This is a genomic window from Bradyrhizobium sp. SZCCHNS3052, from assembly GCF_032484495.1.
In the GTDB taxonomy this organism is placed as follows: Bacteria; Pseudomonadota; Alphaproteobacteria; order Rhizobiales; family Xanthobacteraceae; genus Bradyrhizobium.
Genome location: NZ_JAUETB010000003.1, coordinates 487,267 through 505,207, shown reverse-complemented (window position 1 = coordinate 505,207; position 17,941 = coordinate 487,267). Strand labels below are relative to the sequence as shown.

Genomic DNA, 17,941 nt, shown 5'->3' with positions numbered 1-17,941 from the left:
AATGGAACGCGTCCGTCTCGGGAGGAGCCCGCTCGACATCACCCGACTCGGCCTCGGGACGGCGCCGCTCGGCGGTCTTTTCGAGCCGGTCAGCGACGGCGATGCCGAAGCCACGATCGCCGCGGCGTGGGCGCGCGGCGTGCGCTTCTACGACACCGCGCCGCTCTACGGCTTCGGCCTCGCCGAGCAGAGGCTCGGTGCATTTCTGCGCCGGCAGCCGCGCGACAGCTATGTGATCTCGACCAAGGCCGGCCGGCTGCTGCGGCCGGACCCGACCGCCTCGGGCGAAGATCCGCACTACAAGGGCACGCCGCCGCTGCGGCCGCGGTTCGATTACTCCTATGACGGCGTAATGCGTTCGGTCGAGGAGAGCCTGGTCCGGCTCGGCCTCGATCGCATCGACATCCTGCTCGTGCATGATCCCGACGATCACTATGACGAGGCTGTGGCCGGCGCCTTTCGCGCGCTGCAGCGGCTGCGCGACGACGGCAGCATCCAGGCGATCGGCGCCGGCATGAACCAGTCGGAGATGCTGACGCGCTTTGCGCAGGCCGTTCCGGTCGACTGCTTTCTCCTGGCGGGCCGTTACACGCTGCTCGACCAGGGCGCGCTGACGACGCTCTTTCCGATCTGCCGCGAGAACAACATCGCCATCATTCTCGGCGGCATCTACAACAGCGGCATTCTCGCCAACCCTCACGGGCCGGCGAAGTTCAACTACGAAGATGCCGATGCCGCGCTGGTGGCGCGGGCGCGCCAGCTCGATGCGCTGTGCAGACAGCACGGCACCGAGCTCAAGGCTGCCGCGATCCAGTTCTGCCTGGCCCATCCCGCCGTGACCGTCGGCCTGCAGGGCGCCCGCAATGCGCAGGAGGCGGCCGACAACATCGCGATGGCGCAAGCTCCGATCCCGCCCGCCTTCTGGCGCGACCTGCGTGCCAGCAATCTCGTCGATGCCCGGGCGCCGCTGCCGGGAGACGCGCCATGAGCCGTGCCATCGATGCGCATCAGCACTTCTGGGATCCCGGTCGCGCCGACTATCCGTGGATGGCCGGCGACGCGCTGGCGCCGATCCGCCGTCCGTTCGGTCCCGCCGACCTTGCCCCGCTGCTGGCCGAAAACGCTCTCGACGCCAGCATCCTGGTGCAGACCCGCTCGTCGCTCGACGAGACCGAGGAGTTCCTGCGCATCGCCCATGCGACGCCATTCGTCGGCGGGGTCGTCGGCTGGGTCGACCTGACCGATCCGTCGGTAGGGTCGACGATCGACCGGCTGCGCGGCCTGCCCGGCGGCGACAGGCTGGTCGGCATCCGCCACCAGGTCCATGATGAGGCCGATCCGGCGTGGATCTTTCGCGGCGACGTCAGGCGCGGCCTCGACAGCGTGTTCGCGCACGACTTGACGTACGATCTGCTGGTGCGCACGCGAGAGCTGCCAGCGGCGATTGCGACGGTGCGCGCCTTTCCAAGAGCGCGCTTCGTGCTGGACCACGCCGCCAAGCCGCCGATCGCAACCGGGTTCGATCAGGACTGGGCCGATCACATCGCCGAGCTCGCGGCTTGCGGCAATGTCTGGTGCAAGGTGTCGGGGCTCGCCACGGAAGCCGTCTGGACCGACTGGGACGCGGAGCGGCTGCAGCCCTACGTGACACATGTGGCGCGCTGCTTCGGCGCCGACAGGCTGATCTTCGGCTCGGACTGGCCGGTCTGCCTGCTCGCCGGCAGCTACCGTGAAATCAAGCAGGCGCTCGAGCGCTGCCTGACACAGCTCGGCTCGGACATCCGCGACAAGGCGTTCGGCCCGAACGCCGTCGCGGCCTACCGCCTGCCGCGCTGATCAGAACCGCATCACCATGCCGAAATGGCTCTTGGCGAAGCCGAGCCGCCCGTAGAAGCGTTGTGCGTCGGTGCGGCTTTGATGCGTCATCAGCTCGACCAGATTGCAGCGCTGCTTGCGCGCCTCGGCGATCGCCCATAGCAGCAGCTGCTCGCCGATGCCGCGGCTGCGGCGGTCGGTGGCGACCCGAACATCCTCGACCAGCGCGCGCGACGCGCCTTGCGAGCTGAGCCCGGGCAGGATGCAGAGTTGCAGGCAGCCGACCACCCGGCCCGCCTCCTCGGCAACGATCAGGGTGATGTTCCCATCCCGCGCGATCGTCTCGAACGCGTCGTAGTAGGACTGCGGCAACGGCTGCTCGAGGCGCTCGCGCGCCCGGCCGAGATGATCGTCGGCGAGCATGGCGACAATGGCAGCGACGTCGTCGCGCTGCGCAGGACGGATGCTGACGGACATCGGCATACAGGACAGGCTAGCAATCAGCTCAGAACTTGTAGCCGAGGCCCGCGCGCACCGTATTGATGCTGGTGTCGACCGTCGAGGTGAAGCGGACGTATTCGTATTCGGCCCGCGCAAACAGGCCCCCGACCAGATTGACGTCGACGCCGAGACCGGCGCTGTAGCCGTAGATCAGGTGATTGTGCTGAAGGTTGTTGGCGCTGAGCGGCGCAAGCGGCGTGTAGGTGCCGAGAAATGTCGTGCTGACCCGGTCCTGAACCGTCACGGACTGGCCGATATCTGCGTTGCCGAGTGCAAGGCCGAAAAATGCGTAGGGCAGGAAGCAACCCATCGCATAGCCGGCACGACCGCGGATCGTCGCCATGTCGGTGATCGAGATCTGCGAGGACTGCGTCGACGTCACGGCGTGGAAGTTGCCGTCGGTCAGTGCAGCCGTGCTGACGAGCGTGCGGCTCGAAGAGGCCATGCCGCCGTATTTGCCGTGCAGATAGCTCGCCTCGACGCCGAGCACGACGTCGTCCCACTGACTGTTGTAGCCGACGAAGGCGCCGAAGCCCGATGCGCGCGAGGATTGCTTGCCGAGATTCGGGTTCCAGGACGATACCTGCATCTGGCTCTCGATCAGCGTGTTGGCCAACACCGCCGCCGTCATGTTCTTGGTCGAGCCGTTGAAATTCTCATCGGACGAGCCGTAGCCGCCCTGGACGCCCACATAGTAACCGTCCCAGATGACCCGCGAATTGTTCAGGCCCTCGGTCAGGCCGCCGCGCAGGATCGGAAGGTCGGACAAGTCCGCGGCCTGGGCCGCGGAGATCATGCCGCACACAGAAACCGCCACCACCAGGCTACGCATCGCAACGCTCCAATCAGCACTTGACTCTCTGTTCCGATCATCGCGCGTTAACCTTAATCATTCGTTGTCGCAGCGCCCTGCACGGAAATTCTTTCAGCGAAGACGCGCGCGGTTCGCTCGATCAGAAACGCGAAACGGCGCGGGAAACCCGCGCCGTTCGTTCGATTGCAGTGAGGGCGAGCGCTCGATTCAGCCCTTGCGGATCAGCGCCGGCATCGGAGGCGGCGGCGGCTGGTCGAAATTCCAGCGCACGCCGAGCTTCAGGTCGTGCGAGGTGATGTCCTTGAACTTGAAGACGTTGCCGGTGGTGTTGCCGACGTAGTCGGACAGAACACCGGTCTGCCCCTGACCGAGATCGACGTAGCTGTAGGCCAGCTCCAGCACCAGGTTCGGATTGACGTTGTAAGCCAGACCGGCATGGGCCGCCCATGCGAAATTCCATTTCGAGGAGGTCGGCGCCGTCGCGAAGCTCGTGGTCGTGAACGGCAGGTTGTTGATGCCCGTGTCGGTGAAATTCGAAATCGTCACCCGCGCACCACCGACACCCGCGCCGATGAACGGCGTCACGCACCACCAGGTGCCGAGATCGACATAGGCGTTGGCGAGCACCAGCCATTCGGACTTGCTGCCGCTGTAATTGTCGATGCCGCTGTAGGGCACGCCGCCCGCCGTTGCATTGAAGCGGTCGGTGGCCTTGAAGTTCGCATTGCCGCGATACTGGCCGGTGACGTCGGCGCGGAACCAGCTGTTGAAGCGATAGCCGACGCCGACGCCATAGATGCCCGCGGTATCGAACGCCGAGGTCTGGTTGAACGACGTCATCGGCGTGTAGGCGGATTCGCGCGAGTAATGGACGTCCTTGACCTTCTGATTGCTGAAACCGATGTCGCCGCGCAGATACCAGCCACCGAAATCGGCCGCCGGCGGCGGCGCGTAGACCGGAGGCGGCATGATGGGCATGTCGGCCGCAAAGGCGAGAGTGGAAAACAGAGAGGCCGCTCCGGCGGCGATCAAAGACATAACGCTACGCATTGGCTTCGTCCCTTTGGCCGGTGAGGCAATCGAGAACCTGGCCCCACATCACAACTGACGGCCGAACAATCGCACCAAATGCTTAAGCAGCGCTTAACCCTAATAATTAAGGTTGACATTCCATGAGCACGCATGAACCGTTAATGACCGGACAACTCATCCTAACAAATCGTTAGCGGCTGCGCCGGGCGATGCGGGCAACACGAACTAATTAGTCGACCGACCCGGCTCATGACAAAGTCATGCCCTCCAAATTCCGACCCGCCGCACGAAGTCGTTGAACGACGCGATCAGATGCATCCTGGCGACGCGCTCGGACGCGAGAAGATGGTGAGCCAACAAAAAGGCCTGTCATCTGACGATGACAGGCCACAATCGAAAATATGATCGCTGGTGATCAGGCTGCGGCAGCGGCCGCATTGCCCACCGCGGCCACGATCTCGTCGACGACCTCCTCGACCAGATCGCGGTCGTCGCCCTCGCCCATCACGCGGATCACCGGCTCGGTGCCGGAGGAGCGTACGAGCAGTCGGCCATGGCCGTTGAGGCGCTTCTGTCCGGTGTCGATCGCCGACTTCACCTCGTCCGCGTCGAGCGGCTTGCCGCTGCGATAGCGCACGTTCTTGAGGATCTGCGGCAGCGGATCGAAGCGATGGCAGACCTCGGAGACCGGACGGCGCAGCCTCTGCACCGTCGCCAGCACCTGCAGCGCCGCGACGAAGCCGTCGCCCGTGGTCGCGTAGTCCGAGAGAATGATATGGCCCGACTGCTCGCCGCCGAGATTGTAGCCGTCGGCCAGCATGCGCTCGAGCACATAGCGGTCGCCGACCGGCGTGCGCACCAGCTCGAGCCCTTGCCCCTGCAGGAAGCGCTCGAGACCGAGATTAGACATCACGGTCGCGACAATACCGGCGCGCGCCAGGCGGCCGTCCTCCTTCCAGCTCTGCGCGATGACCGCGAGCAGCTGGTCGCCATCGACGATGTGGCCGCGCTCGTCGACCAGGATCACGCGATCCGCGTCGCCGTCGAGCGCGATGCCGATGTCGGCGCGCATTTCCCGTACCTTCCGGCACAGTGCCTCCGGCGAGGTCGAGCCGCATTCCTTGTTGATGTTGAAGCCGTCCGGCTCCACGCCGATCGAGATCACATCGGCGCCGAGCTCCCACAGCGCCTCGGGCACGACCTTGTAGGCCGCGCCGTTGGCGCAATCGACCACCACGCGCAGGCCGTCGAGCGAGAGGTCGCGCGGCAGCGTGCGCTTGGCGAATTCGATGTAGCGATCGTGCACGCCGTCGATGCGGCGGGCGCGGCCGAGGCTCGCGCTCTGCGCCAGCTTCTTGTCGAGCGATTCATCGAGCAGTTGCTCGATCTGCCTCTCGACATCGTCGGACAGCTTGAAACCCTGCGGCCCGAACAGCTTGATGCCGTTGTCCTCGAACAGATTGTGTGAGGCCGAGATCATGACGCCGAGATCGGCGCGCATCGACTTGGTGAGCATGGCGACCGCGGGCGTCGGCATCGGGCCGACCAGCAGAACGTCCATGCCGACCGAGGTGAAGCCGGCCACCATGGCGTATTCGATCATGTACCCGGAAAGGCGCGTATCCTTGCCGATCACCACCCGGTGGCGATGCTCGCCGCGCTGGAACAGAAGACCTGCGGCCTGCCCGACCTTGAGCGCGAGTTCCGGCGTGATCAGGCCGTTGGCGCGGCCACGAATCCCATCGGTCCCGAAATAGTTACGGCTCATATGACCCCCAGCAACGGCTTCTGGATTTCGTTACCGGCGAGCGCGAATCACAGGACCCGCCCTGCCGGTCAGCCCGCGGGTTATAGTCGCCTTAAGGCTAAGATGGCTTCAAAAAATGTGATGAATCATTACCACGAAACCGCCATCACCTCTGTAAGCCGTTGTTAAGACTAATTTTTCATTCGACCTGACGGCTCTGGAGGGCTCACCCGTCGGAGCCCCGGCGCAGCAGGAATGCGCTCGCTCCGGCAGCCCTGACGCCGTGTTGTTGCGGCACGCTCGCAGTTTGCGTGTCTTGCCCGGCCGCCGTGGCGGTTCCCAAGTTGGATTTGGCAGGCGCCGCAAAGATGCTAGAGGACTGCCGAGCCCAAGAAACGAGACGTCGGTGGGGGAGTCGAAGAGCGCGATGAAACACGTCACCTGCATTGAAGACCTGCGCCTGCTGCACAAGCGCCGCGTGCCCAAAGCCTTCTTCGACTACGCCGATCGTGGCTCCTATGCCGAGGAGACGCTGCGCGCCAATCGCGAGGATCTGCAGAAGATCAAGTTCCGCCAGCGCATCCTGGTCGACGTCTCCAAGCGCGATCTGTCGACGACGATCCTCGGCGAGCCCTCGTCGATGCCGCTGATCCTGGCGCCGGTCGGCCTCCTGGGCATGCAGCACGGCGACGGCGAGATTCACGCCTGCCGCGCGGCGCAGGCCGCCGGCATCCCGTTCACGCAGAGCACGATGTCGATCTGCTCGATCGAGGACATCGCGGGCAGCGTCGAGAAGCCGTTCTGGTTCCAGCTCTACGTCATGAAGGACCGCGGCTTCATCAAGGCCCTGGTCGAGCGCGCGATCGCTGCGAAGTGCAGCGCACTATGCCTGACCGTCGACCTGCAGGTGATCGGCCAGCGCCACCAGGACATCAAGAACGGCATGAGCGTGCCGCCGGAATGGACGCTGTCGAAGCTGTTCGACTTCGCCACCAAGCCGGCCTGGGTGCAGGGCGTGCTGCAGGGCAAGCGCCGCACCTTCGGCAACATCGCCGGCCACGTGAAGAACACCGAGGATCTCACCAAGCTCTCGGCCTGGACCGCCGCGCAGTTCGACACCTCGCTGAACTGGAAGGACGTCGACTGGATCCGCTCGATCTGGCCGGGCAAGCTGATCATCAAGGGCATCCACGACATCGAGGACGCCAAGCTCGCGGCCGCGACCGGCGCGCAGGCAATGGTCGTCTCCAACCACGGCGGCCGCCAGCTCGACGGCGCGCCGTCCTCGATCCACGTCCTGCCCGGCATCGCGGAAGCGGTCGGCGACAAGATCGAGATCATGTTCGATGGCGGCATCCGCTCCGGCCAGGACGTGATGCGCGCGCTCGCGCTCGGTGCCAAATCCTGCATGCTCGGCCGCGCCTATGCCTACGGCCTCGGCGCCGGCGGCCAGGCCGGCGTCGCCAAGGCCATCGACATCATCCGCAACGAGCTCTTGACGACGATGGGCCTGTGCGGCGTCAACACGGTGGCCGAGATCGACCGGAAGGTGCTGGCGGATTAGCTCGAGAATCGGCGAGCAACGTGCTCGGACTAATCAGCTTACGCGCCCCCGACTTCCACCATGCAAAAGCTGTCGTCCCGGACAAGCCGTGACGCGCGTCAGCGCGGCGCGGCGCTGATCCGGGACCCATACTCCGCGGCCGTCGTGTTGGGCAAAAGCCCACTTGCCACTGCGCCCTAAACTCCTCCCTGGGGGGTACGGGTCCCTGCGTTCGTAGGGACGACACCGGCAACGGAGACGCAGTTGAGCACACAGAGAAAGGCAGGTCACATCGGCGGCGTCAGCCCATCGCGGCCGACGCTGACGCGGCTGGTCTCGAGCGAACCGTCAGGCAATTGCTTGACGGTGGCGATCACCTTGGCGCCGGCTTTCAGCTCGGACTCGTCGCCGGGCACGAAGGTGACGATCGGCGTGTCCGGCGTAATGTCGACGCGCTTTTCGCCCCCCTTGTACTTGACGAGCAGCGAGTGACCGTCGGTCGAGACCGAGCTTTCGGACACGGTGGCGTTGGTCATGCTCGAGTTCGGCTTCAGGTCCCACGACCGCGAGCCTTCGCCCGTTCCGCGCATGTCCTCGGGAAAAATGTGGATCTCGACCGCCTTCGGCGCGCCATCCGGGCCGGGCACCGTGGTGGCGCCGATGAACGAGCCCAGCTTGATGTCGGAAAGCTGCGCCTTGACGACACCCGAGACGCGCAGATCACCGGCCATGCGCAGCTTGAAGATCTCGCCGCTGCGGGCTTTCACCGTCATCGTATTGGCGTCGACGCTTTCGATGGCGCCGCGCACGCGCGTCGGCACCGGCGCCTGCTGGGCGATGGCGAGCGCGGATACAGTCGCAGCCATGGCGAGTGAAGCGACGGAACGGAACAGGATGAGACGAGCGGACATGCATGGCTCCGAGGGCGAGAGAAGATCATCCGCGTCCAATGCGGGGCTACGCGGACGCTCGATCAATGAGACGCCGACCATCTGCGCTTATTCCGCGCTCAAGCCCTTGTGAGATCGGCCTCGACCAGCGCGCGCAAATCGGGCGTGACCTGCGGACGGCGGCCGAACCACAATTCGAAGCCACGCACGGCCTGGTGCAGCAGCATGCCGAGTCCATCGGCAGTGCGCAGCCCCCTCGCCCGCGCCGCCGCGAGCAACTGCGTCTCCAGCGGCACGTAGACGATGTCGGCGACGACGGCCTGCTGCGGCAACAGCTCGACGTCGAGCTCGAGCGGCGGCTGACCGTGCATGCCGAGCGAGGTGGTGTTCACGAACAGGCCCGCGCGCGGCAGCAGCGCGCCGACGCGGTCCCAGCCTTCGGCAACGACATGGCTGCCGAACTGATCAGCCAGGGCTTGTGCGCGCGCCGCGGTGCGGTTGATGATGTGGACGCGGCCGATGCCGCGCTCGAGCAGGCCGAACACGACGGCCCGCGCCGAGCCGCCGGAGCCGAGCACCAGCGCCTCGTCGGTGCGGTCCCAGCCTGGGGCAGCGGCGTCCAGATTGCCGATGAAGCCTTCGACGTCGGTGTTGGTGGCCCGCAGGATGTGGTCCTCGTACCAGAGCGTGTTGGCCGCGCCGACGGCGCGGGCACGCGCGTCCGGCTCGCTCAGCTCCAGCACGCGCTCCTTGTGCGGGATCGTGACGTTGGCGCCGACGAAGCCGCGACGGTCGAGATGCATGACGAAGTCCGCCAGCTCTTCCGGCGGCACCGCCTCGATGGTGTAGCCGCCGACAATGCCGAGCTCGTGCAGCCAATGATGATGGATCAAGGGCGAGCGCGAATGCGCGGCAGGCCAGCCGATCAGGCACGCAGCGCGGGGTTTGGCGGCAAGGGTCATGGCCGTGACATCGGACAAGCCCCGGCTGGAGTCAATGCTGGGGCTCGGCAGTCGCCCCCAGGCGCCATGGCCCAAACGGCGACGCGGCGTTGAGGCCGCGTGTCAGCTCGCGGCGAGCCCATCGGCGACGTCCGCCGGTGCCGTCTCCTTGCCCTTGATGTCGGCCACCGCGCGCTCGATGGTCTCGCGGTAGCGCACCAGCGGCGGCCGCACGCCATGGGTCAGCAGCGCCCGACGCACGGTCGGCGACGCCCCGGTGATGAACAGGCGGATGCCCTGGCGCTTGGCCTTGGCGGCAACGCGGCTCATGGCGTTGGCGGCCGTCGAATCCAAGAACGGCACCGCTGCGAAATCGACCACGAAGGCCTTGCGGCGGTCGGCGATCGAGTCGAGCACGGTGCCGACGGTCGAGGCGGCGCCGAAGAAGAACGCACCGGTGATGCGATAGACCAGCACGTCCTTGTCGGCGCTGAGCTTCGGATTGTACGGCACCCGCGCCTCATCCTCGAAGTCGGCGCGGTCCTTTGCGACCAGAGGCGACCCGTCCTCGACGCCGGTCATCTGCGCCATCCGGTTGATGAACAGCACGGCGCCGAGCGCGAAGCCGACCAGGATGCCCTCGGTGAGATCGCGGAAGACCGTCAGCCCGAAGGTTGCGAGCAGCACCGTGGCATCGCCCCAGGACGATCGGATCAGGGTGGCGAACTCGTGCTTCTCGGCCATGTTCCAGGCGACAACGACGAGCACCGCGGCGAGCGCCGACAGCGGGATGTAGCTCGCCAGCGGCGCCGCGATCAGCATGAACACCAAAAGAAACAGCGAATGCAGCATGCCCGACACCGGTCCGCGGGCGCCGGCGCGAACATTGGTGGCGGTGCGCGCGATGGTGCCGGTGACGCAGATGCCGCCGAACAAGGCCGAGCCGATATTGGCAAAGCCCTGCGCCACCAGCTCGCAGTTGGAGCGATGGCGACGGCCGGTCATGCCGTCGGCGACGACGGCCGACAGCAGCGATTCGATGGCTCCGAGCAGTGCGAAGGCGATCGCATCGGGAAACACCGCCTGGATCTTGGCGAGCGAAAACGCCGGCAACGCCGGCGCCGGCAGCTCGCGCGGGATACCGCCGAATTTCGTCCCAATGGTCTCGACCGGAAGCTGCAGCGCGAAGGTGATGATGGCCGCGACCACCACCGCGATCAGGATGCCGGGCCAGGTCGGCCGCAGATGCTTGAGGCCGATGATGATCGCGATCGACAGCGCGGCCGTCACGACCGCAGACATGCTCGCGGTCGGCGCGCCATGCGCGAGCGCCGTGAGCTTCGGAAGCAGCTCGCCCGGCTCCTTGCCCGCAAGCGTGATACCGAACAGATCCTTCAGCTGGCTGGCAAAGATGATGACGGCGATGCCCGCGGTGAAGCCGACTGTGACCGGATAGGGAATGAACTTGATGTAGGTGCCGAGCCGCAGATATCCGGCGATCACCAGCATCACGCCGGACATCATCGTCGCGATCAGCAGGCCATCGAGACCCTGGCGATCGACCGTCGCAGCGACCAGCACGATGAAGGCACCCGCGGGACCGCCGATCTGAAAGCGGCTGCCGCCGAGCAGCGAGACCAGGAAGCCGCCGATCACGGCGGTGTAGAGACCACGCCCCGGCGAGACACCGGAGGCGATCGCGATCGCCATCGACAGCGGCAGCGCCACGATCGCCACCGTCAGGCCCGCCAGCGCGTCGGCGCGAAAGTCGCTGAGGCCGTAGCCCTCGCGCAAGACCGTCAGGAGTTTGGGGGAATAAAGCTCGGCGAAGGTCGGCTCATGATGTCCGACCCGCCCGTGCGAACGGTGTTCGTTTGCGATGCTCATGCCCATCACGCTCCCGTCGCCTCATCGGGCCGCGGCGCAGCCGACGATGCGTCCCACACGAAGCGCCCAGGGGCCCCGTGCCCGCGCGATGAGCCTAGCTTGCGTCATCGCGCGCGATGTCAGTTTGACGGCCCATGCGGCGGGGCGGCCCCGGGTCCTTCAGGCGAACACCACGCCCGCCGTTCTCGCTGCGGGAATGCTCACCGATCAGATCCACGCCCGCGCGATTGAGCGCATCGACGACCTTGGTCAGCGAGTCCACCACGCCGCGGACGTTGCCCGTGGAGGCTTCCATCCGCTGGATCGTCGGCAGCGACACGCCGGCCAGCTCGGCCAAGGTTCTCTGATCTATCCCGAGCAGCGCTCGCGCTGCCCGCATCTGGAACGACGTGATCACGCTGGCCTCACGTGGCAGACACCATAAATGATGTCTGAGACAAAGACAATGATGTAAAATACATCACAAACTGATCTCGGACGCAAGCTGGAACCCGGCCCTCGCCGTTTGTTCCCTGCGCGCGCGAGCAAAGGTCCCGACGCGATCCGGCCCGCCATCCCGAGAGAGGATGACGGGCCGGCGCTGTTCGGCGCGGAGCGTTCGGCTCAGGCGGCGTCGCGATGGGAGGCGATGATGTGGTCGGCGGCGCGGCCGGTCACCTCGGCCATGTGGTCGAATTGGCGGGTGAAGCTGCCGGCGCCGGCCGTTGCCGAACGCAATTCGACGATCAACTCGCCGATCTCCGCCTCCGGCATCATCGCCCGGACGCAGTCCCAGCCCGGCCAGCCGTCACGGGTATCGAAGGACAGGATCTGGCCGCGCCGCGCCGAGAGGATCGCATTGATCCTGGCGGTCGCCTCCGTCGGGCAGACGATCTCGACGGTGTGAATCGGCTCCAGCAGCACCGGCTGGCATTGCGGCAGCCCCTCGCCGACGCCGACCCGCGCCGCGGTGCGGAACGCGAGGTCGGACGAATCCACGCTGTGATAGGAGCCGTCGGTGAGCGTCACCTCGACGTCGATCACCGGAAAGCCCAGGGGGCCGCGGGCCATTGCGTCGACGACGCCCTCCTCCACCGCCGGGATGTAGTTGCGCGGCACCGCGCCGCCGACCACCTTCTCGGCAAAGCGGAAGCCTTCGCCGCGCGGCAGCGGCCTGATGTCGAGCACCACGTCGCCGAACTGGCCGTGCCCGCCGGACTGCTTCTTGTGGCGGCCGCGCTGCGTGATCGGCTTGCGGATGGTCTCCTGATAGCCGATCGCGGGCTGATGCGATTTCACGTTGACGCCGAAGCGGTCGCGCAGCCGCTCCAGCGCGACGCGCAGATGCATCTCGCCCTGCCCCCACAGCACGGTGTCGTGGGTGCGCGGGTTCTGCACCATGGTCAGCGACGGATCCTCCTCGTGGAGCCGCTGCAAGGCCTGGCCGAGCTTGACGTCATCCTTGCGGTCCACGGCGGCGATCGAGAGCGCCAGCACCGGCGGGCACGCCTCCACCTTTGCCAGCGGCGGTGGTGCCGTCTTGCCGGTCGCAACCGTATCGCCGGTCTTGACCGCATCGAGCTTGCCGAGCGCCACCGTGTCCCCGGCCTGGGCGCCCGCGCGCTTGCTGTCATAGGCGCCGGTGGCAGCCAGGATGCCGGACACGCGCGCCGCCTCGCCCGAGGCGGCATGCAGCGTCCCGCCGTCGTCGAGATGGCCGGACAGCACCCTCGTCAATGACAGCTTGCCGCCATGCTGCAGATGCAGCGTCTTGAAGACATAACCGAGCGCCTCCTTGGTGTCCTTCACGCCGAGCCGCTGCGCGGTCTCGGCGATTCCGGGCGCCTCGTGGCGCAGCGCCTTCATCAGCCGCAGCACGCCGTTCTCGCGCAACGCCGATCCGAGCAGCACCGGGCAGATCAATCCCTCGCGCAATTCGCGCGCCAGATCGTCGAACACGGCGTCGCGCGGCGGCGGGATGTCCTCCAGCAGCTGCTCCATCAGCGAATCGTCGTGATCGGCGAGCTTCTCCAGCATCGAGAAGCGCGCCTCCTTCTCGCGGTCGAGATCGCCGCCTTCGAGCGCGATCACCTCGGAGGCCTTATGCTCGCGATAGATGAAGGCGCGCTCCAGCGCGAGGTCGACGAACCCTTCGATCAATTCGCCGTTCCAGATCGGGATCTGGCGCAGCACCAGGGGCACGCGCGAGGCCGGCTGCAATGTGGCAAGCGTCTCCCTGATCCGCGCATTGGCGCGGTCGATCTTGTTGAGAAACAGGAAGCGCGGAATGCGCAGCTCCTCGAGCTCGCGCAGGATGATCTGCAATTGCGGCAGCTTCTTCTCGTCCGCCTCGCAGACCACGATGGCGGCATCGACCGCCGGCAGCGCGGCGCGCATGTCGTGGATGAACTCGATCGAGCCAGGACAGTCGAGGAAGGTGTAGCTGTCGCCCATGAAGGTCGTGGTCGCCGCCGTCATGGCGACGCTCATCTTGTGCTGACGCGCCTCCGGGCTGGCATCGCCGACGGAGGTGCCGGCGTCGACGCTGCCCGCGCGCGGGATCGCGCCGGTCCGCGCCAGGATCGCCTCCAAGAGAGTGGTTTTACCGCTTTGGAAAGGGCCCACCAGCGCGATGCACCGTGGACCTCGGGGACTTCTCAGGTCTTGTCCCATTCGCCGCCTCCTCGTTGTGGAGCTCGGCCCTTGATTGGGTCGGCAAAGCCGAATGCTCTGCCTCGGCTGCCGCTTTGGCAAGCAGGCGGCCTGCGAAAAACGTTGCTGCAGTGCGGGGGATCGCGCCGTCTTCCCGCACGATGGCGGGAAGAGCGCTGTTCAAGGCAAAGGGAAGATCACCGCCCCGGGCGCAATTCGAGGCTTTGCAGCCCCGCCGAGACGCTGAGGCCGACCTGGCCCTGGACGCTGAGCGGCTGCAGCGCGATCGAGTTGGCGGAGCCGCCGACCAGCACGTTGCCGCCGACACCGACACCGACCGCGGCCGAGCCCTGGGCGCCGGCATAGTCGCCGGAGAGATCGCCCGGCCCGAGCCGCGCGACCGGTGCATAGACCACCCAGGCCAGCAGCGATTCCTGGGTGATGCCGAGATCGAGGCCGACCTTGCGGATGGTCGCGACGTAGCGGTCCTCGGGCAGGCCGTCGGCGCGCAGCACGCAGCCGAGATGGGTCACCGAGCCGACGATGAAGCCGACACTGGCGCCGCCGCGGCATTCGAGGACACCGACCCGCACGCGATCTTGCGCCTGGGCAGCGCCGGTGCAGAGGACGATCGCAGCGGCGAGCCCGGCGAGGATGGTCGAGCGCATGAATAGAACTCCGGCTGAAATGAACGTGTGATGCAGACCCGTCGATCGGACGCACGATCACAGGGCGCCACATCTATGCCACAAGCCTTACAGTCGCACCAGATTCGCCGCGCCGTCGGCACGAGCCGGCGCGCCGACGCAGGCAGCGACTGCGACGCGTTCGCCTGGACGTGTCCGAGTCTCTCCGATCGAGGGTCTCAGCGATAGAAGCGCGAGAAGTAGGACGATGAACGGCTCGGGCTCGGGTGGATCGGCAGCAGCGGCACCAGCTCGACCTCGGTGATTCCGGCAGCGAGGTTCAAGCCGGTCTGCCCCTGCAGGCTGATCGGCTGCAGCGCCGCGGCGCGATCGGTGTCGCGCACCAGGAAGCTGCCGCCGAAGCCGACCAGAGCGGCAGCGTTGGCGGACAATCCGCCATAGCGCCCGCGCAGCTCGCTGCGGCCGAAATCGTTGACCGGTGCGCTGACCGCCCACGCCATCCTGGTCACATCCGTCAGGCCGAGATCGAGGCCGTAACGCCGGACCTTGGCGACATAGCGCTCCGGCTGGCGGCCCTGACTGCGAAACACGCAGCGCAGGCGGGACTGGGACATCACGAGCCTGCCGGAGGTCTTTCGTCCCTCGCATTCGAGCACGCCGGCGCGCATCGGCCGCCCCTGATGGGCCTGCGCGAGCGGCACGATCATCACCATCAACGCGATCGACAGCAGAAGCAGCCGCATCGAACTCCAACCCTACGCCACCAGACTTGTCGGCCGACAAAAGAAAGGCGCCATGTTCAAAACATGGCGCCTTTCGGCCTGGAAATTGGCTTCTTGTGTTTCGAGAAGGATGTTGCCCGATTACCTCAGATTGCCGCAGAAGCGCTGGATTCGCTTGCAGGCGTCCTCGAGGTCGGAGGTCTTGGTCGCGTAGGAGATGCGGAAGGCCGGGCCGAGGCCGAAGGCCGAGCCCTGCACCACGGCGACGCCCTCCGTCTCCAGCAGCTCGGTGACGAAGGCCTCGTCATTGTCGATCACCTTGCCCGACGGCGCGGTCTTGCCGATCGTCCCGGCGCAGGACGGATAGACGTAGAACGCGCCTTCCGGCCGCGGGCATTCGATGCCATTCGCCTGGTTCAGCATCGACACCACGAGGTCGCGGCGCTCCTTGAACACCTTGTTGTTGGCCGGGATGAAGTCCTGCGGACCGTTCAAGGCCTCCACCGCCGCCCATTGCGCGATCGAGCACGGGTTCGAGGTCGACTGCGACTGGATCGTCGCCATCGCCTTGATCAGGTGCGCCGGGCCGCCGGCATAGCCGATGCGCCAGCCGGTCATGCAATAAGCCTTGGAGACGCCGTTCACCGTCAGCGTGCGGTCGAACAGCGAGGGCTCGACCTGCGCCGGCGTGGTGAACACGAAGTCGTCATAGACGAGGTGCTCGTACATGTCGTCGGTCATGATCCAGACATGCGGATGCTTGACCAGCACCTCGGTGAGCGCCTTCAGCTCGGCCTTGGTGTAGGCCGCGCCGGTCGGATTCGACGGCGAGCACAGGATCAGCCACTTGGTCTTCGGCGTGATCGCCTTCTCCAGCGCCTCCGGCTGCAGCTTGAAGCCGTGGGCGGCGGTGCAGACCACCGGCACCGGCTCGCCGCCGGCAAGCGCCACCATCTCCGGATAGCTGACCCAGTACGGCGCCGGGATGATCACCTGGTCGCCGGGATTGATGGTCGCCATCAGCGCATTGTACAGCACCTGCTTGCCGCCGACGCCGACGATCACCTGATTCGGCTTATAGGTGAGGCCGTTCTCGCGCTGGAACTTGCCGATGATGGCTTCCTTCAGCTCGGGGATGCCGTCGACCGCCGTATACTTGGTCTTGCCGTCCTGGATCGCCTTGATCGCGGCCTGCTTGATGTTGTCGGGCGTGTCGAAATCCGGCTCGCCGGCGCCAAGGCCGATGACGTTGCGGCCCGCCGCTTTGAGGACGCGCGCTTTATCCGTGACCGCGATGGTCGCGGACGGCTTCACACGGTCGAGCGCAGCGGCGAGAAAGGACATCATCAGCTCCTATGCAGGCGTCGTGGATCACCCCCTCGGGGCCACGACCAGTCATGTCAGGGAAACGCCCATTTGTAGGGCCCCCAGCGCTGCATCGCAAGAAGCTTGGGCACATGGCTCCCAAGACTTTAGAGAACGTTAAAGCCGCCCCGCTAGCGTGGGCCGACGATTATCCAGAGTCTCAGGCCGAAATGACCACTATCGGGTACGCCCTGCGATCCGGCGACTGGCTGACGGCCACGCGGATCAAGTCCTACAGCTGGATTCTGCTCGCGGTCACGATCGCGGCAATCGCCGGCTGGATCGCGCTGTCCGATGGCCTGGTCGACCGCAACGGCAAGCCGATCGGCACCGACTTCTCCAACGTCTATGCGGCAGGCGTGCTGACCCTTCAGGGCAAGGCGGCCGATGCCTATGATCCGCCGCTGCAGCATGCGACGGAAAAGGCCGTGTTCGACGGCCGCGACGTGCCGTTCTTCGGCTGGCACTACCCGCCCTTCTTCTTCGCGATCGCCGCCATCACCGCCCTGCTGCCCTATGCCGGAGGGCTCGCGCTCTGGGTCGTGTCGAGCCTGCTCGCATACCTCGCGGTCATGCGCGCGATCCTGCCGCGTTCCGAGACGCTGCTGGTCGCGATCGCCTTTCCCGCCGTCTTCGTCAACATCGGTCACGGCCAGAACGCGTTCTTCACCGCGGCGCTGCTCGGCGGCGCGCTGTTGCTGATGGAGCGCGGCCGGCCGTGGGCGGCCGGCGTCCTGATCGGCCTGCTCGCCTACAAGCCGCAATTCGGCGTGCTCATTCCCGTGGCGCTGCTCGCAGGCACGCGCTGGCCGACGATTGCTGCGGCAGCCGCCACGGTGGCCGCGCTGGTCGCGATCAGCTTCGTCGCGCTCGGCAGCGACGTCTGGCACGCCTTCTTCCAGTCGATGACCTTCACACAGAGCGTCGTGCTCGAGCAAGGCGGCACCGGCTGGGAGAAGATCCAGTCGGTGTTCTCGGCCGCGCGTCATTGGGGCGCCGATATCAGGTCCGCCTATGCGCTGCAGAGCCTGCTGGCGCTGTCGCTCGCGGCCGGACTTGCATGGCTGTGGCAGAGCGAGGCCGCGTTCGATCTCAAGGCTTCGGCACTGGCGAGCGCGAGCCTGCTGGCGACGCCCTATGTGCTCGACTACGACCTCGTCGTCGTCGCGGTCGCGATCATCTTCTTCGTCCGGCACGGCCTCGCGAACGGCTTTCGCGACTACGAGCTCAGCGTGCTCGCGGCCGCCTGGATCGTGCCGCTGCTCTCGCGCAGCGTCGCCGGGCTGACGACGATACCGCTGGGCCTCATCGTTCTGATGGCCCTGTTCGCGCTGACCCTGCGCCGCGCACTCACCGATCGCGCCGTCGAGATCGGTGGACACGCGCGCATCGCGCAGGCGTGATCT

The 17,941-nt window shown here is 66.4% G+C and carries 16 protein-coding genes; 4 read left to right on the top strand and 12 right to left on the bottom strand.

What is annotated here, in order from left to right; genetic code table 11:
* Nucleotide 1 precedes the first annotated feature (1 nt).
* On the top strand, nt 2-988 hold the full coding sequence (locus tag QX073_RS13900) for an aldo/keto reductase (protein ID WP_316194021.1): 987 nt from the start codon (nt 2-4) through the stop codon (nt 986-988).
* On the top strand, nt 985-1,836 hold the full coding sequence (locus QX073_RS13895) for an amidohydrolase family protein (RefSeq protein WP_316225893.1): 852 nt from the start codon (nt 985-987) through the stop codon (nt 1,834-1,836). Before QX073_RS13900 ends, QX073_RS13895 begins: the two co-directional genes overlap by 4 nt.
* Here the strand turns inward: QX073_RS13895 and QX073_RS13890 are convergent, their stop codons facing one another.
* From QX073_RS13890 to glmM, 4 genes are all read right to left on the bottom strand, one after another.
* The gene (locus QX073_RS13890) at nt 1,837-2,292 is read right to left on the bottom strand and encodes a GNAT family N-acetyltransferase (RefSeq protein WP_316225892.1); all 456 of its coding nucleotides are present in this window, start codon (nt 2,290-2,292) and stop codon (nt 1,837-1,839) included. It lies immediately after the preceding gene.
* 28 nt (nt 2,293-2,320) lie between these two features.
* Nucleotides 2,321-3,148 (bottom strand): outer membrane protein, encoded by an 828-nt coding sequence (locus QX073_RS13885; RefSeq protein ID WP_316225891.1) that lies wholly within the window; start codon nt 3,146-3,148, stop codon nt 2,321-2,323.
* A gap of 189 nt (nt 3,149-3,337) precedes the next feature.
* Entirely contained in the window at nt 3,338-4,180 is an 843-nt protein-coding gene (locus QX073_RS13880) for an outer membrane protein (RefSeq protein ID WP_316225890.1), read from the bottom strand.
* A 397-nt stretch (nt 4,181-4,577) separates the two neighbouring features.
* The gene (gene glmM / locus QX073_RS13875; protein WP_316225889.1) at nt 4,578-5,930 is read right to left on the bottom strand and encodes a phosphoglucosamine mutase; all 1,353 of its coding nucleotides are present in this window, start codon (nt 5,928-5,930) and stop codon (nt 4,578-4,580) included.
* 406 nt (nt 5,931-6,336) lie between these two features.
* Here glmM and QX073_RS13870 point away from each other — a divergent pair, with 406 nt between their 5' ends.
* On the top strand, nt 6,337-7,473 hold the full coding sequence (locus QX073_RS13870; protein ID WP_316225888.1) for an alpha-hydroxy acid oxidase: 1,137 nt from the start codon (nt 6,337-6,339) through the stop codon (nt 7,471-7,473).
* A 266-nt stretch (nt 7,474-7,739) separates the two neighbouring features.
* Here the strand turns inward: QX073_RS13870 and QX073_RS13865 are convergent, their stop codons facing one another.
* The 8 genes from QX073_RS13865 to QX073_RS13830 form a co-directional block, all read right to left on the bottom strand.
* A complete protein-coding gene (locus tag QX073_RS13865) occupies nt 7,740-8,318 on the bottom strand; it encodes a hypothetical protein (protein WP_410052158.1) in 579 nt (192 codons plus the stop codon).
* A gap of 143 nt (nt 8,319-8,461) precedes the next feature.
* Complete coding sequence (locus tag QX073_RS13860) at nt 8,462-9,304, bottom strand: shikimate dehydrogenase (protein WP_316225887.1); 843 nt, start codon at nt 9,302-9,304, stop codon at nt 8,462-8,464.
* A 102-nt stretch (nt 9,305-9,406) separates the two neighbouring features.
* Nucleotides 9,407-11,170, bottom strand: coding sequence for a SulP family inorganic anion transporter (locus QX073_RS13855; RefSeq protein ID WP_315750068.1), 1,764 nt, complete (start codon nt 11,168-11,170; stop codon nt 9,407-9,409).
* Between the two features lie 94 nt (nt 11,171-11,264).
* Nucleotides 11,265-11,567, bottom strand: a complete 303-nt coding sequence (locus QX073_RS13850) for a helix-turn-helix transcriptional regulator (RefSeq protein WP_315714118.1) — start codon at nt 11,565-11,567, stop codon at nt 11,265-11,267.
* 206 nt (nt 11,568-11,773) lie between these two features.
* Complete coding sequence (locus tag QX073_RS13845; protein ID WP_316225886.1) at nt 11,774-13,822, bottom strand: elongation factor G; 2,049 nt, start codon at nt 13,820-13,822, stop codon at nt 11,774-11,776.
* Between the two features lie 176 nt (nt 13,823-13,998).
* Entirely contained in the window at nt 13,999-14,469 is a 471-nt protein-coding gene (locus QX073_RS13840; protein ID WP_315750066.1) for a DUF992 domain-containing protein, read from the bottom strand.
* 197 nt (nt 14,470-14,666) lie between these two features.
* Complete coding sequence (locus QX073_RS13835; protein WP_315714115.1) at nt 14,667-15,191, bottom strand: DUF992 domain-containing protein; 525 nt, start codon at nt 15,189-15,191, stop codon at nt 14,667-14,669.
* Nucleotides 15,192-15,311: 120 nt separating this feature from the next.
* Nucleotides 15,312-16,514, bottom strand: coding sequence for a pyridoxal phosphate-dependent aminotransferase (locus tag QX073_RS13830; protein WP_315714114.1), 1,203 nt, complete (start codon nt 16,512-16,514; stop codon nt 15,312-15,314).
* A gap of 191 nt (nt 16,515-16,705) precedes the next feature.
* On the opposite strand from QX073_RS13830, the gene QX073_RS13825 reads away from it, so the two are divergent.
* Nucleotides 16,706-17,938, top strand: coding sequence for a glycosyltransferase family 87 protein (locus tag QX073_RS13825; RefSeq protein ID WP_316225885.1), 1,233 nt, complete (start codon nt 16,706-16,708; stop codon nt 17,936-17,938).
* Nucleotides 17,939-17,941 lie beyond the last annotated feature (3 nt).